This window comes from Ruegeria sp. HKCCA5463 (genome assembly GCF_013034175.1).
Lineage (GTDB): Bacteria > Pseudomonadota > Alphaproteobacteria > Rhodobacterales > Rhodobacteraceae > Ruegeria.
In genome coordinates this window covers 264,100-279,030 of sequence record NZ_WQFL01000004.1, presented here as the reverse complement: position 1 = coordinate 279,030, position 14,931 = coordinate 264,100, and the positions used below count along the sequence as shown (strand labels likewise).

Annotated in this window: 16 protein-coding genes; 5 read left to right on the top strand and 11 right to left on the bottom strand. The window is 57.3% G+C overall.

Features of this window, described 5'->3' with window-relative positions:
• Positions 1-7: 7 nt before the first annotated feature.
• Together GOW09_RS11230 and GOW09_RS11225 are read left to right on the top strand one after the other, a co-directional pair.
• The gene (locus GOW09_RS11230; protein WP_171118327.1) at positions 8-928 is read left to right on the top strand and encodes a YncE family protein; all 921 of its coding nucleotides are present in this window, start codon (positions 8-10) and stop codon (positions 926-928) included.
• Positions 925-1,743 (top strand): quinoprotein dehydrogenase-associated SoxYZ-like carrier, encoded by an 819-nt coding sequence (locus tag GOW09_RS11225; protein ID WP_171118325.1) that lies wholly within the window; start codon positions 925-927, stop codon positions 1,741-1,743. The genes GOW09_RS11230 and GOW09_RS11225 overlap by 4 nt, the downstream gene beginning before the upstream one ends.
• Before the next feature lies 1 nt (position 1,744).
• On the opposite strand, the gene GOW09_RS11220 is transcribed toward GOW09_RS11225, so the two are convergent.
• The 7 genes from GOW09_RS11220 to GOW09_RS11190 form a co-directional block, all read right to left on the bottom strand.
• Positions 1,745-2,299 (bottom strand): PQQ-dependent catabolism-associated CXXCW motif protein, encoded by a 555-nt coding sequence (locus GOW09_RS11220; RefSeq protein ID WP_171118322.1) that lies wholly within the window; start codon positions 2,297-2,299, stop codon positions 1,745-1,747.
• The gene (locus GOW09_RS11215) at positions 2,296-3,138 is read right to left on the bottom strand and encodes a substrate-binding domain-containing protein (RefSeq protein ID WP_371808043.1); all 843 of its coding nucleotides are present in this window, start codon (positions 3,136-3,138) and stop codon (positions 2,296-2,298) included. The genes GOW09_RS11220 and GOW09_RS11215 overlap by 4 nt, the downstream gene beginning before the upstream one ends.
• Positions 3,122-3,625, bottom strand: coding sequence for a c-type cytochrome, methanol metabolism-related (locus GOW09_RS11210; protein ID WP_171118318.1), 504 nt, complete (start codon positions 3,623-3,625; stop codon positions 3,122-3,124). The genes GOW09_RS11215 and GOW09_RS11210 overlap by 17 nt, the downstream gene beginning before the upstream one ends.
• Before the next feature lie 69 nt (positions 3,626-3,694).
• Complete coding sequence (locus GOW09_RS11205; protein WP_171118316.1) at positions 3,695-5,497, bottom strand: methanol/ethanol family PQQ-dependent dehydrogenase; 1,803 nt, start codon at positions 5,495-5,497, stop codon at positions 3,695-3,697.
• 134 nt (positions 5,498-5,631) lie between these two features.
• Positions 5,632-5,988, bottom strand: coding sequence for a cytochrome c family protein (locus tag GOW09_RS11200; protein WP_171118314.1), 357 nt, complete (start codon positions 5,986-5,988; stop codon positions 5,632-5,634).
• Between the two features lie 55 nt (positions 5,989-6,043).
• A complete protein-coding gene (gene fghA / locus GOW09_RS11195) occupies positions 6,044-6,877 on the bottom strand; it encodes an S-formylglutathione hydrolase (protein WP_216603846.1) in 834 nt (277 codons plus the stop codon).
• A gap of 1 nt (position 6,878) precedes the next feature.
• Positions 6,879-7,991, bottom strand: a complete 1,113-nt coding sequence (locus GOW09_RS11190) for an S-(hydroxymethyl)glutathione dehydrogenase/class III alcohol dehydrogenase (RefSeq protein ID WP_171118312.1) — start codon at positions 7,989-7,991, stop codon at positions 6,879-6,881.
• Positions 7,992-8,156: 165 nt separating this feature from the next.
• Between GOW09_RS11190 and GOW09_RS11185 the strand changes: the two genes are divergently transcribed.
• Together GOW09_RS11185 and GOW09_RS11180 are read left to right on the top strand one after the other, a co-directional pair.
• Positions 8,157-8,771 carry a hypothetical protein gene (locus tag GOW09_RS11185; protein ID WP_171118309.1) on the top strand — a complete coding sequence of 205 codons (615 nt, stop codon included), beginning with the start codon at positions 8,157-8,159 and terminating at the stop codon, positions 8,769-8,771.
• A 29-nt stretch (positions 8,772-8,800) separates the two neighbouring features.
• The gene (locus GOW09_RS11180; protein WP_171118306.1) at positions 8,801-9,580 is read left to right on the top strand and encodes a pentapeptide repeat-containing protein; all 780 of its coding nucleotides are present in this window, start codon (positions 8,801-8,803) and stop codon (positions 9,578-9,580) included.
• Positions 9,581-9,585: 5 nt separating this feature from the next.
• Here the strand turns inward: GOW09_RS11180 and GOW09_RS11175 are convergent, their stop codons facing one another.
• Positions 9,586-10,617 carry a quinoprotein relay system zinc metallohydrolase 2 gene (locus tag GOW09_RS11175; RefSeq protein WP_171118304.1) on the bottom strand — a complete coding sequence of 344 codons (1,032 nt, stop codon included), beginning with the start codon at positions 10,615-10,617 and terminating at the stop codon, positions 9,586-9,588.
• Between the two features lie 122 nt (positions 10,618-10,739).
• On the opposite strand from GOW09_RS11175, the gene GOW09_RS11170 reads away from it, so the two are divergent.
• The gene (locus GOW09_RS11170) at positions 10,740-11,552 is read left to right on the top strand and encodes a quinoprotein dehydrogenase-associated SoxYZ-like carrier (protein WP_171118302.1); all 813 of its coding nucleotides are present in this window, start codon (positions 10,740-10,742) and stop codon (positions 11,550-11,552) included.
• Positions 11,553-11,567: 15 nt separating this feature from the next.
• Here GOW09_RS11170 and GOW09_RS11165 read toward each other — a convergent pair whose 3' ends face one another.
• The 3 genes from GOW09_RS11165 to GOW09_RS11155 are packed head-to-tail and all read right to left on the bottom strand — an operon-like array spanning position 11,568 to position 14,929.
• Positions 11,568-11,921, bottom strand: coding sequence for a hypothetical protein (locus tag GOW09_RS11165; protein ID WP_171118478.1), 354 nt, complete (start codon positions 11,919-11,921; stop codon positions 11,568-11,570).
• Positions 11,922-11,953: 32 nt separating this feature from the next.
• Positions 11,954-12,628 carry a hypothetical protein gene (locus GOW09_RS11160; RefSeq protein WP_171118300.1) on the bottom strand — a complete coding sequence of 225 codons (675 nt, stop codon included), beginning with the start codon at positions 12,626-12,628 and terminating at the stop codon, positions 11,954-11,956.
• Positions 12,629-12,673: 45 nt separating this feature from the next.
• Positions 12,674-14,929 (bottom strand): PAS-domain containing protein, encoded by a 2,256-nt coding sequence (locus GOW09_RS11155; protein WP_171118298.1) that lies wholly within the window; start codon positions 14,927-14,929, stop codon positions 12,674-12,676.
• Positions 14,930-14,931 lie beyond the last annotated feature (2 nt).

Here is a 14,931-nt window from a genome sequence, read left to right as displayed (position 1 = left end):
CCCGCTGATGTTGTTTTTGGCGTTCTCTGGCTGCCCGACACTGGCACAGACAGCATTCATCACCTGTCAGAACGGTGAGGAACTGAGCCGGATAGATCTTGCGGGGATGCAGGAAACGGCCCGCTGGCCCCTACCTGGCAAGCCGGCGGGTGTGGCGGTTGGTCTGGATGAAACGCTGTTAACCGTATCCCCGGACAGCAAGATGGTCAGGCGTTTGTCTGCCGAGACCGGTGAAACGGTCGCGCAAGTCACGCTTGAAGGGGGGCCGATTGGAATCGCTCTGGATCAGGATCGCGGGCGGGTTTTCGTCTCGGACTGGTACAACGCCCGACTGTGGGTGCTGGACAGTGAAACTCTGAAAGTTCAATCCGAGTTGCCCACCGGAGCCGCCCCGGCGGGTATTGCGATATCAAAAGACGGGCGTTTTCTGGCGTCGGCCGACAAGGACGCGGACCAGGTGTCGGTTTTCGATGCCGACACTCTTCAGCCTCTGCACCGCAGCCCGGTTGGATCACGCCCCTTCGGGCTGCGTTTTGACCCGGATGGGCGTCTGTTCGTCGGCAATGTCGGCAGCAATGATGTCAGCGTGGTCGATGCGGAAACCGGCTCCGTTCTCGCAACGGTCCCGGTCGGGGAACGCCCTTACGGCATCGCCTTCGCCCACGGCCGGGCGTTCGTCACGAACCAATATGCCAATACGCTAAGCGTCATATCTCTGGAGACGCTCGAACATGAGGCCGTGATTGATGTTGGAGAATACCCCGAAGGCATTGATGCGACGGCGGGCGAAGATCTTCTGGTCATCGCAAACTGGTTCGACAACACCGTCAGCATCGTGGACCCGCAGGCACTGTCGGTGTTAGAAACAATGGAAACCTGTGATGGGCCCCGTGCCTTTGGCAGGTTCCTGCAAGGAGGACGACCATGAAAGTTTCTCATCTGATTGCAGTCCTGTTCTGTGTGCTGGCGGCTCCGGTTTGGGCATCCAACGAGGCATGGGAAAATGTCCGAGCGATGTTGTATGGCGACCGACCGATGCAAAACGGAGATGCGTTCATCGCGATTGATGCCCCCTATCGCACGCCCGACGATGCGCGGGCTCAACTGGCGGCTCAGATTGCGGCCCCTCGGGGGACGAAAGTGGCCAAGGTGACTTTGGTGCTGGACGAAAACCCGATGCCGGTTTCTGCCGTGTTCGAGTTGGAAGAACCATTGCCGAGTTTCTACTTCGACGTGACCATGCGCGTGAACGGCCCGACGCCGATACATGTCATCGCCGAAACCACGGATGGCCACCTTTGGGTGTCAGAAACTTTCGTCAAAACCTCGGGCCTTGGCGCCTGCGCGGCACCTCCCGGAACTGATCCGGAACTGGCGTTGGCAAACCTTGGAACGATGGAGGCCGAACTGGTGGGCCGCGTCCCTGCGTTGAACACACGGGCACGATTGTCCAGCTTGGGGGCGAACCGGGCCAACAAGATGGATCTGAACATTGATCACCCGTCGCATTCCGGAATGCAGATGGATCAGATTTCCCTGCTGTTCATCCCGATGCGATATGTAGAGACCGTGGATATCGATCTTGATGGCGCGGGGTATGTCCAGATGACGGGGTCGATTTCACTGTCCGAAAATCCAAGGGTCGGCATTTCCGTTCCAAGCAGGGCGCAAGCAGTTGACGTGACTATGACGGATACGGACGGCACGGTCAGTCATTTACACAAAAAACTGGCGGGTTTTTAGATCAGCCGCCTCCGGCAACGGGTTGGCCCGGGGCTGGCTCTACCCGTTCCAGCGGATAGCCCCACAAGGCCCAGCCGTCGGTACCTTCCGGGAACCAATAGACTTTGGTGTATCCCCATTCGATTGCGCGTCGGGCGGCGTTCCAGCTCATCCAGCAATCTTCCAGACAAAAGAACACGAGACCGTGGTTGATATCGCCATTGGTGCTGGCTTCTAGGCCGGTTCGAAAATAGTCTGCCGTAACATCGGCAATTGCGCCGTAGCCGACATTGGGCAACCACAGTGATCCCGGAATGCTGTCGCGCGGCTTGTCGCGCCAGATCGTGCCTTCGGGCAGATTGGCCGGTTTGGGCGGCTGCGGCAAAACGTCGATGAACGCGACGCTTTGTTCCTGCCACAGGCCGTGCGCCTCTTCCGGGCCGATGACCGTCCCGCCGGTTATCTGATCCGGCACCGGCGCGCGGTAGTGGTCCATGCGATAATCACCTGGTTCGGGTACTGTCTGCGCTATTGCGGCAGTCGAGATCAACGTAATTGCCACCGATGCGCGCATCATTGCGACAGGTCCAGAACCTCGGTCCCCAGATCATTCACCAAGGAAACACCAGCCTCGGCCAATAACGAATTGATCTCGTCCTGGTTGCGCCGGATCAGGGAATTCAGCTGTCTCTGCCAAACCTTCTCACCCTGCCGTACGCCCATGGTGATGCGATAGAACAGGCGCGGCGGCAGCTCTTCCTTGACCAGTGGGATCACCTTGAAATCAGGATAGTCCGCCTTGACCAGTGGTCCGCCCAGCGGGCCCCAAAGAATGGCCGCATCGATCTCACCTGTTTGCAGGTCATCCAGCATGTCGATGGCCGGGCTTTCCACACGTCGGTCGACAAAAAGATTGTAAGGCTTGGCTTGCCCGATCAGCCCGTTCCGCGCCATATGAGCCGCAGGCGGTGTACCCGCCACGATCCCGATCCGTTTCCCCTTGAGCATGGGATCGTTCAGCCTGTCCACCTGGGCCAGATCACTGTCCATCGGCACGATCAGCGCATAGGCGGACGTGTAGTAGTGGTTGGTGTTCTGCACCAGCTCATGACCTTGCGCATAACCGATCACCACATCGCAACGCTTGGCGGCCAGCGTGTTCCGTATGAAGCCTGTCGCCTGCGGAAACCAGACATATTGCACGGGCAGTTCCAGCTTTTCGGCAATCAATTCGGCCAGTTTGTTTTCATATCCCGATCCATCCTTGGATGACACGGGATAGTTGGCTGGATCCGCACAAACGCGAAAAGCCGTTCTTGAAACCAGGTCAGACGTCTGCGCCGACACGGGCACTGCCTGACAAAGCCAGACGCAAAGTCCGAAAATCGGCAGGCAGGCCTTAGCCCATACACGCATCTTCATCCTCGCGGATCACGTCAGATTTCGCCTCTTTCTTGGGCGGGCGGCCACGCGGGATCGCGCCCGATCCATGGGCTTTGAGATATACATAGATATCATCAAGAAAGCACATCACATTCGGGTTGTCGCCAAATCCCGGCATCACCGAGTTTTCAGCGGCGTTCACCACCTGGCGGCCATTGGTGACGATATCAACGAAGTCGTAATAATCCATTTCCAACGCTGAGTTTTTCAGAGCCGGCGCATAGGTCGAGCCCTCGCCATCCGGGCCATGACAGACATGGCATTCTGCGTGATAGCGCCGGAAGCCTGAAAATGTCATCCAGTCCACGGTTCCATCCTCGGCCACGTTGAATGTCGGGATATCGTCTTCGGTGTAATACCGTCCATCTTCGGAATACGCGACTGCCAGATTGTCAGCAATGGCGGCAACAGGAAGGCACAATGCAAGAATTGATGCCAGAAGACGTACAGAATGGTTCATGGAACGCTCGTTTCTTTTCAAGTGAATACCGGCGCGGTCCGATTGAACCGCGCCGGCCAGATCTTTGGCTTAGTTCGGCAATGCGAACACGGTGAGCTGACCGCCCAGCGCGGTATAGTCGCTGAGTGCGGCATAGCCACCCACGGCGCCCAGACCGTCATTCGGGTTGGTCAAACCAGCCGCCAAACCAATACCGGCCCAGCCACCGACACCTGACAGGATGCCGATATACTGCTTGCCACCTTGCTCGTACGTCATCACGTTGCCGATGATACCAGAGGGTGTTTTGAACTTGTAAAGTTCTTCACCTGTCTCGGTATTCACCGCCTTGATGTAACCTTCTAGTGTACCATAGAAGGTGACGCCTCCTGCGGTGGTCAGCGAACCCGACCAGACCGAGAACTGCTCGGGAATAGACCACTTGATCTCACCTTTGATGTTGTCCCAAGCGATGAAGTTACCCATACCACCGTGGCTATCCGGTGCAGGATACATCGCCAGCGTCGCGCCCACATAGGGTTGACCGGCGGTGTAGCTGACACGGAACGGCTCGTAGTCCATGCAAACGTGGTTCGTTGGCACGAGGAACAGACCAAGGTTCGGGTCATACGACGCCGGCTGCTGGTCTTTGGTGCCCAAAGCCGCCGGGCAGATACCGGTCGAGTTCACGTCCTCGCCGTTCTGTTCCGTCGAATACTGCGCAACCACGGCCGGGCGGCCATAGGTTTCGCTGTTGGGATCCATGTCGACGCCAGTTGTCCAGTTCACAACCGGGTCGAATTTTTCGGCCACCAGCAGCTCACCCGTGACGCGGTCCATGGTGTAGGCCAGACCGTTGCGGTCGAAATGGGTCAGCAACTTGCGCTGCTCGCCATCAATTTCCTGCTCCGTAAGGATCATTTCATTGATGCCGTCATAGTCCCATTCGTCATGCGGCGTCATCTGGTAGAACCATCTTGCCATACCGGTGTCGATGTCACGCGCCATGATGGTCATGGACCAGCGGTTGTCACCCGGGCGCTGCGCCGGGTTCCAGGTCGATGGGTTACCCGTGCCATAGTACATCAGGTTCTCGTCCAGATCCGCAGAATACCAGCCCCATGTGGTGCCGCCGCCAATCTTCCACTGATCGCCTTCCCAAGTGTTTGTACCCGAGTCCGCGCCAACCGGCTTACCCAGATGGGTGGTCTTTTCCGGATCGACAAGAATGTCCGAATCCGGCCCCATGGAATAGGCCCTCCAGACCTGCTCGCCCGAGTTCATGTCATAGGCCGTAACTGACCCGCGCACACCGAATTCTCCACCCGAGATGCCGACAATGACCTTGTCCTTGATTGGCAACACCGTGGCTGTGTTGGTTTCACCAATCGCCGGGTCGCCATTCTGGACTTCCCAGACGACATCCCCGGACTTGGCATCAAGCGCCACAACCTTGGTGTCGGCCTGATGCAGGAAGATCTTGCCATCCGCATAAGCCACACCGCGGTTCACCGTGTCACAGCACATGACCGGAATCACGTCCGGGTCCTGCTTGGGCTCGTACTTCCAGACGATTTTGCCCTCATTTGCCAGATCCAGAGCATAGACAATGTTCGGGAACGGCGTGTGGACATACATCATGTCACCAATCACCAGCGGTGAGCCCTCGTGCCCGCGCAGAACACCAGTCGAGAAGGTCCAGGCCACTTGCAGATCACCTACATTGTCTGCGTTGATCTGATCCAGTTCGGAATAGCGCTGATTTTTGTAGTCACCCGTCTGGATCGCCCATTGTTTTGCGTTCTCCATCTGGGCAACCAGGTCGTCATTTGCATAGGCCGTGGTGGCCAGTGCAATGGCAATCCCGGAGGTCCAAAGCGATAGATTTTTCATTCAATCTCCTCCCTTTCGTGCAGCGATCTCTCTCTGCATTGCAACACCTCACCCAGGTCGGATTACGGTGTCTGTTGATGCTCGCCCCGACCGACGGTTTTCCGGTCGCTTAGGTGGGAGAGCAATGCGATCTCCTACGACCCGCTGTCCTCAAAGGTCGCAAGATATGCGATGATATTGGCCCGATCGTCCTCTTTTCGCAGCCCGGCGAAGGTCATCTTGATCCCCTTCGCATAGTCGCGCGGTTTCGTCAGAAACGCGTCCAGTTCTTCGGGTGTCCAAACCAGCCCTTCTTCGGACAGCGAAATCAACACCGGTGAATAGCCAAACCCTTCGACGGTTGCGGCCTGACGTCCAACAATGCCGTTCAGCATCGGCCCCACCTTGTTTTCAGCCCCCTCGCCCACCGCATGGCAGGCCTTGCACTTGCGAAAGACCTTCTCACCCGCTTCGGGGTCGCCATCGGCACTTGCGAAGGCGGGGGAAAGCATGAGGCAGGTTGCTGCGAATACCGTTCTGATCACTATCAATCTTTCCTTGTTATTTTCATTGGCTGAGACGTTCCGCGTGCCATTCGACATGGTCGCGCGCAAAACTGTTCACGAAGAAATACGAATGGTCATACCCCTCCTGGATTCTGATCTGTCCGGGCTGGCGGCGCTTGGCCATCATGTTGGCCAGAGCTTCGGGTTTGAGCAGATCAAGGAACTGATCATCCGCGCCCTGATCGATCAGCAGGTCACCTTTCCAGCCGTGCTCTTCCAGCAGCAGCGTGGCGTCATGCGCGACCCAGGTGTTTTCGTCGTCACCCAGATAGCTGCTGAGCTGCTTACGGCCCCAATCCGACCGCGTCGGGTGCGCAATCGGCGCAAATGCCGAAAGAGACCCGAATTTGTCGGCGTTGCGTATCGCGATCGTAATCGCACCATGTCCACCCATGGAATGGCCTGTGATCCCGTGGCGATCCTGTACGGGGAAATTCTTCAGTACAATGTCGCGCAGTTCGTCGACGATGTAGTCATACATCTTGAAATGGGCCCGCCACGGGTCCCGGGTGGCGTTCACGTAGAACCCGGCCCCCTGCCCCAGGTCATAGGCGTCATCATCGGCAACATTGTCGCCACGCGGGGACGTATCGGGAAACACAACCGCGACACCGTAGTCCGCAGCCGCCTCCTGAAATCCGCCTTTGGTCATCGCGTTTTCATGGGTGCAGGTCAGGCCGGACAAGTACCACAACACCGGCACCGGGCCGGATTTGGCCTGAGGCGGCAGGTAGACGGCAAAGGTCATCTCGCAATCACAGGTCTCGGACGAGTGGGAGTACACGGTCTGTTCCCCTCCGAAACTGCGGTTTTGCGAGATAACTTTCAAACCCATGTCAGTACTCCACGACCGCGCGGATCGACTTACCCTGGTGCATCAGGTCAAAGCCGTGGTTGATTTCATCAAGCGTCAGCTTGTGCGTGATCATGGGGTCGATCTCGATCTTCCCGGCCATGTACCAATCCACGATCTTCGGAACATCCGTCCGGCCCTTGGCACCGCCGAACGCGGTTCCGCGCCATGACCGGCCGGTGACCAGCTGGAACGGACGCGTTGAAATCTCGGCGCCAGCGGGTGCCACACCGATGATGATGCTTTCACCCCAACCTTTGTGTGCGCATTCCAAAGCGGTCCGCATCACGCCGACATTGCCGGTCGCGTCAAAGGTATAATCCGCACCGCCGCCGGTCAGTTCGACCAGATGCGCCACGATATCACCACTGACGTTCGAGGGGTTCACGAAATCGGTCATACCGAAATGAGTCGCCATTTCGGCCTTGCCGTCGTTCAGGTCGACACCAACGATCTGATCACAGCCCGCCATGCGACAGCCCTGAATGACGTTCAGGCCAATTCCGCCCAGACCAAAGACCACGCAGCGCGACCCAATTTCGACCTTGGCGGTGTTGATGACGGCCCCTATGCCGGTGGTAACGCCGCAGCCGATGTAACAAATCTTGTCAAACGGCGCGTCCTTGCGCACCTTGGCCAACGCTATCTCGGGCACAACGGTGTGATTGGCAAACGTCGAACAGCCCATGTAGTGGTGGATCGGTGTGCCATCCAACATGCTGAACCGCGTCGTTCCATCCGGCAAAAGGCCGGCACCCTGAGTCGCCCGCACTTTCTGACACAGGTTCGTCTTGGGGTTCAGGCAATATTCGCATTCGCGGCACTCTGGTGTGTACAGCGGGATCACGTGATCCCCGACGGCAAGGCTGGTAACGCCTTCCCCGACCTCCAGAACAACCCCGGCACCTTCATGGCCCAGAATTGCAGGGAATATCCCTTCGGGGTCATCTCCGGAACGGGTAAACTCATCCGTATGACATAGACCGGTCGCCTTGACCTCGATCAGGACTTCACCTGCTTTCGGGCCATCCAGCTCAACCTCCATAATTTCCAGAGGTTGGCCTGCCGCCACAGCAACCGCCGCGCGTGTTCTCATCTCCGTCTGTCCTCCCATGGCACCGGAATCAACCGCAGTCCGGCAGCTTGGGTCGAGTATGGGGGCGAGCACCACGTGCAAACAATTAAGACAATGGTGTGTATTGGGTTGAATGGACTTCGCGCGCACATTTCGTGCATGATGTCCGCGTGGAGGAAAGCTGTGATGTCAAACGGCAAGCTGATTGTTTTGGCGCTGGCCTGTCTGGGTGCGGCTGGCCCTGGCTTGGCTGCGGATTTCTCCGATCCAACATGGCCGTGCATTCAGCGCAAGGTCGAGGACCTGTCGCTGGGCCTCATGTGGCCGTATCAGGTTGTTGACGGCGAAACCGCTGAAAACAGTACCGACATCGACGAAATCGCCGGGCTGTTGGCCCTGAGGCGGATCGAACTGGAAGACCTTCGGCCCCAGGTTGCAGAGTTTGCCGCGCGGTACAACGGGGATCCGGATATTCTGGGTCAGGTGTTCCAGCGCGTCTTTGACACCTTGTCCAAAAGGCGCAAGCACATCATCGCGGGGATCGGAGAGTTTTCGCTCAAGCAGATCGATCTGGCCGAAAAGATTGATCTGGCCAGGGTGGAAATGGACCAAGCCCTGTCTTCCGACCCGCCCGACTATGACCGCGTTGACGCCCTGGAAGAGCAATTGGATTGGGATCAGCTTATCTATTCTGACCGTCAACGCTCGATCACCTATCTGTGTGAAACGCCGCAAATTATCGAACGGCGCCTGTTCGCGATTTCGCAAATGCTGCAACAATTGACCTCAGACCAGGGTTGACGCAGCGCCGGCGGAGGAAGGAGGGACACATGAAACACGTATTGATCATCTTTCTGACGCTGTCGCCCCTCTCGGCCCTGGGCCAGTCCCCACTCAGCGGCGTTGACATGACCCTGCCCAAAATGACCCAAGCGCAAATGACCCGCGCCGATGTCGTGGCCCGGCTTGCGGCTGCCACGTCCGACGCGCCCGCCGATTTCACTCGGGTCTGGCTGAACAATCTCGACTTGTCCGGGTTGGATTTCAGCAGCGCGATCCTGCGAGCGACATCATTGAACGGCACCAATTTGTCGGGATCGACTCTGGACGGCGCGATTCTCAGCCAATCCTGGATGATCGGCGCCAACCTTTCAGGCGCATCTCTTGTTGGGGCCGAGCTGTTCCAGACTCAGCTCAGCCAGGCGGATCTGAGCGATACGGATTTCACAAACGCCAGAACAGCCGCCGATTTTACCAAGGCCAATCTGAACCGGGCAGTATTCAAAGGGGCGGATTTTTCGGCCGACATGCGCAACCAATCCATGGGGCTTATGCGCGGAGTTCTGTCCTCGGCTCGTGGATCGGACGTGGATTTCACTGATGCGCAAATGTCCCGCGCCGATCTGGAATTTGCCAAATTGCCCAACGCCAATTTCACCAATGCCGATTTGTCGATGGCAACATTGGGCGGGGCGGACCTGACAGGGGCCACTTTGTCCGGTGCCGATTTTACGAATGCCGATTTGACGGCAACGCGGCTGACTGATGTTCAGGGCGCAGATCAGGCCAATCTGAACGAAGCGAAAAACCTGGATCGGGCCATTCGCTGACCGGGCTATTCCCATTCAAGTTCGGTGAATGCGACCGTTGCATTGCGCGGGTTGTAGGCGTCAAACAAGTCCCAGTGCACCGCTTCTTCCTGAGCGATCGTTTCAACCGCATCCCCCAACCGCTGACCACTGTCGATTGCTTCGCGCGTGTCGCTTTCCAGTACGTTCAAATAGCGCATCATATCCTCGGCCCCTTCAGGCCACGCCAGGATCGGCCCACCATGGCCCGGCACGATTTGGGTGACCTCAAGCCCGGTCATCTGTTTCAAGACGCGTTGCCAGCCGATCAGTTGACCATCCAATGCCGGGGTGTGCCGGTGAAATACAAGATCGCCGGTGAACATGACGCCGGTGTTTGCATCCATGACGGTCAAGTCATTCCCGGTATGTGCCCGCGGCCAGGCCCGCAGGATCAGTTTGCGCCCACCCAGATCAATCTCGTGCGTGGTTTCGACGGCGATGTCGACGGAAATCGGCCCGACGCCCACATAGGCGCTTTCGCCGATCGCGGCGCTCAGGCTTTCGACATAGTTGCCCAACCGGTCCAGCAACGCTCGCTCCAGCCCCACATGGCCGACAACCTGCGCACCTGAAAGGGCCAAAGGCTCTGTGCCCAATGTGTGATCGGGATGCATGTGAGTCAAAATTACGTGACTGACCGGCTTGTCCGTCTCGGCCCGAATGGCCCGCCAGACAGCCTCGCCTATCCATGGTGCCGTTCCCGTGTCAATCACGGCGACACTGTCCTGACCAATGACAAACCCGATATTGGACACGTCGCCCAGATTGTCCGCGTCGGGTTCCGCTATCAAGCCGCGATGCACGAACAGACCGGGCGCAGCTTCTTCAAATTCCAGAGCCTGGCCAATGGGTTGGCAAAAAGGCGCGCCGCTACGCCAATCCGACAGCGGCGGAGGAGTTGTTATCAGCTTCTGCTCGCATTCAGCCTGGGATCGGGCTTCGTAACCCGGCAAAAGCTGTTCTCTGCAAGGCTCTGTCGCAACCTGCGCGCATAGCAAAATCACGGCTTCAAACATGGCAGCCCTCCGACCGGAACATTGGCACAGTTCTCTGCCCGAACCACCGCGCCTTTCGTCGGCATGTATTTTCCCCGCATTTTGTGGCACATTCTTGGCCACCGGTTGCCGGAGGAGACACCATGGCCAAAGCACTAGCACCCGCAGCGATCCTTTCTCTTGCGCTGTCCCTGCCTGCATGGGCACAGCAGCCGATCAAAAACCCGCTGGTCGAAGGCGAAACCTGGAAGGATCTGCAATACGATGTCGTGGGCGACGCCCAGATCGGGAACACGGACACGCTGCTTGCGCTGGACGCCCCTTACCGGGCGCATGATGCCGCAACGGTGCCAATCGTTTTGAAACAGCTTGATCCCGATGTCCGGATTTCCGCTGCTACCGTCGTGATCGACGAAAACCCGGCCCCGATCGCAGGCGTCTTCAGCTTTTCACCGGCCATGGGTCAGTTGGATTTCGAGATGCGTGTTCGCGTGAACCAATATTCGAATGTCCGCGTGATCGCTGAAACGCCTGACGGGCTTCATATGACAGGCCGGTTTGTCAAAGCGTCGGGCGGCTGTTCGGCACCGGCCAGCAAAGACCCAGAGGTCGCATTGGCGTCCATGGGCAAGATGAAGCTGCGCAGCTTTGGGGAAGAGGCGCAGATTTCCACATCACGCCGAGAAGCTCAAATCATGATCCGCCACCCGAACTATTCCGGCCTGCAACGCGATCAGGTCACGCAACTGTTCATCCCCGCGCATTTCATCGACCATATCGAAGTCTGGCAGGGCGATGAGTTGCTGTTCACGATGGATGGCGGCATCTCGATCTCGGAAAACCCGGCTTTCCGTTTTGCCTACAATGACAACGGTTCGACCATGTTGACAGTCAAGGCAACGGATACCGAGGGCAACACGTTCGAAAAAGACCTTCCCAAAGCTGCGGCCAGCTGACGGACGAGCCTGCGTTTATCGGAAACAGACAACCTCGGCTTCTGCCTGCGCCCGGCGCAGGTCAGCCACCATGTTTTCGGCCAGTACCGCGCTTTTGAAAAACGCCATACGCTCTCCCCCGACCCGACGCATCGACAGAACAGTTTCCGCCTGTTCATATTGCTCATACGGCAGGATCGAAGCGATCAAATCGATCGAGCATGAGCACCTGTCCAGCATCTCGCGGGTTTGACCGTTGGTGACCATGCATGCAAACACGTAATCCGCGCGCGCCGCGGTTGGGTAGTCATTGAGCCGATCCGCAACGCTTTGTGCTGACGCTGCAATGGGCGCGGCCAGAATGCCCGCGATCAAGGCTGTAAAGGTCATGCGGCTGCGTTCCCTAATTTGGCCTGGCGTTTTCATTCGCGACCCTCCTGCATTCCTTCAAACCGCATTTCCGATCGATAAACGGCCGTGCCGTCACGTTCGGAAACAGCTTCCGCCACAAGGCTCAGATACCAGCCCGGAACCTCTTCCGACACCGTGACGCGAAGAACCAGGTCGCCGAACCCTTGCATCCGGTCGCGGTTCGGATCCTCGGCGAAAGGACGCATGAAAATGGTCCGAACGGGGATGGTTTTGCCACCAATCGCCGCCTCGCCCTCGACGATCTCGGCAGGTTGAACCAGCGCATCTTTGATACGGTTTCGGATGTAAAACGGGCTGCCTCCGGCGGACTCGGCCATATCCCGGATGGCGCTTTCATAGAAAACCATGATCATCGGATTGCCGACGCTGGCCGGAAAAACACCCATGGCGCGGTGTTTGTCATCTTGGCGAAATTCAAGATGGGCCATCTCGTTCCCGTCATCCGAAAAACTGAGAGAGATAAGACCGGTATCACGTTCCGCCGCATCGGGTCTTATCCGGTTTGTGACGGTACGCTGATAGATCAATTCCTTGTCACGTTCGATTGTGTCCAGAACGCCATTTTGGAACAGCAAATCATAGGCTTGCTCGGCATCAACCGATGCCGCGGATACGGCATTCAAACTCAGAAACAAAACGGCGATGCCGCAAAGAAGCCTTCTCATGACCTGGCCCTCCCAAGGATGAGAGTATGGGCAAATCGCCCCATGTCATCGCCGACTTTTGTCGGTGTTGAGCGTTTGCGCGTGCAGGGCATTCTGTATTTTCCAAAAGATCAAAGACCGCAGCCGAGGCAGCTTGACCGGTTTCGCCATAACCGAAATTTCATGCCGCAATCCGTCTTTGCGCAACGCTTCGCTGCGATCAGCCGTGATCAGGATCGCCGGAACTTGAGTCTGCGTCATCTCTCGGATCCGGTGAATGACCATCACGCCAGTTTCCCCATCATCCAATTGATAGTCGGCCAGAATGATATCCGGGGGCATTCCTATGTCTTTTATGAATTGCAGCGCTTCTTTCGGTGACCGGGCCGGCAGAACACTGGCGCCGTTCTGTTCCAGCCACTGCGTTGTTCCAAAAAGAACGTCACGGTCGTTTTCAATCACCAGAATGATGAAATCCAACGGCACGTCGCCCGTATTGGCCAGAAGATCCAAGGGTTCGATGGTGCTTGGCCCGGTTTCGACCCTGTCCATTTCTATGCTGAACACTGAACCAATGCCAGGTTTGGACCGCAGCGACAGCTTATGACCCAACAACCGGCAGGCGCGGTCCACGACGGACAAACCCAGCCCCATGCCGGACCCCAATGGCACGTTTTCGGCCCGCGTGAATTCCTCGAACACGCGCTCCTGGTCTTTGCGTGCGATCCCGATACCCGTATCCCAGACCTGCAAAATGACCTTGTCGCCGCGCCTGCGGCACCCCACCAGAACCCGACCACCCGGTTCGGTATACTGTATGGCATTCACGACCAAATTCTGGATCGAGCGCAACAGATAGACCGGGTCGGATTTCACGATTTCCGAACACGGAACCACATCAAGCGTCACATTCTTGCTCTCGGCCACCAGCGTTTGGTCGCCCTGTATCCCTGCAATCATCGTAGCAAGGCTAACTTCCGTGGGTGAGACCGTGTCCGGGTCAGCGGTTTCAAGCCGCGATATATCCAGCAATGAGTGCAACAGTTGTTCAGCAGATCCAAACGCACCGTCCAAACGCTCCATCATCTCATGAAGCTCTGTCTCACGCGTGATCTCCAGCAGGGTCGAGATCATAAGTTTTGCAGCATTGATCGGTTGAAGCAGATCGTGGCTGGCGGCCGCAAGAAATCGCGTCTTGGAAGAAACCGCAGCTTCGGCGCGTTCCTTTGCGATCCGCAGAGCCTCTTCCACCCGCGCTTTTTCTTCGTATTCCTGAACCAGCTTGGCGTTGGCATGGGTCAACTCTGCCGTGCGTTCCATTACCCGGTTTTCCAGGGTTTCGGTCGCGCGTGCCTCAAACGTTACGTCTTTCAGTTCGACCAGAAAACCACCATCCGGCAGCTGGTTGACCTGAATGTCCAATACGCGGTCTGATCCGTCGCGCACACGTTTGCGCAACCAGCCACGGCTTTTCAGCGCGTGTTGCCATTTGCCGATCCTGAGTTCATCATCGGCCTTGATCAACCCACGCGCCCGCATCAAATCCAAAAGCGTTTGCACTGGCATATTTGCCTGCAAGACGGAAAGCGGCAGGTTCAGTATTTCCCGGAACCGCGCATTGTGCATCATGATCTTCGTATCTGATGAAAACGTGCAAACGCCTGAGCTCATGTTTTGAAAAACCGCCTTAAGGTAGTCCTCCTGACGGTCAATAAGGGTTTCTTTCTCATCACGGTTTCTGCGAACAACGGATGTGATATCGGTCAACAGAATGACCACATTCTGAGGCGACGTGTATTGTGCGCTGAGTTGATACCAACGATCCCCAATCAGTTCGATCACGTCGCTGGACACCATCCCGGTATGGCAATTGCGCTCAAGCGTATCCAGCATTTTCGATATGCCATTGTCGGACGATACGAATTCGGGGCTGTTCTGCACCAACAGAAAAAACCGACCCAGGCTGAGGCCGGGCCCGACAATATCGGACATATCAGGGAAGATCGCCTGAAACAGCTCGTTGCACAGGTTCAATTCACCATCCGTGAACAGCGCAAACCCTTCTTCCATGGAAGACAGGGCCTTGACGAGGCTCTTGCGGGTTTGTTCGCGTTCGTACCTGGCGCTTTCAAGTTCGGTGGTCGCGCGTTCCAGATCGCGACTCTGCTTCATCACCTGCTGCTGCAACTCTATCGCCGACTGAAACGCCAGAAAGGCGGACGGGCCTACATCTTTCTGACGATTGGCGCGCCGCATCAGCGCATCAATGATCTTGGCCTGTTTGGATATCTGGATCTCTGGCGGGTCGTCCGGATTAAGCATGG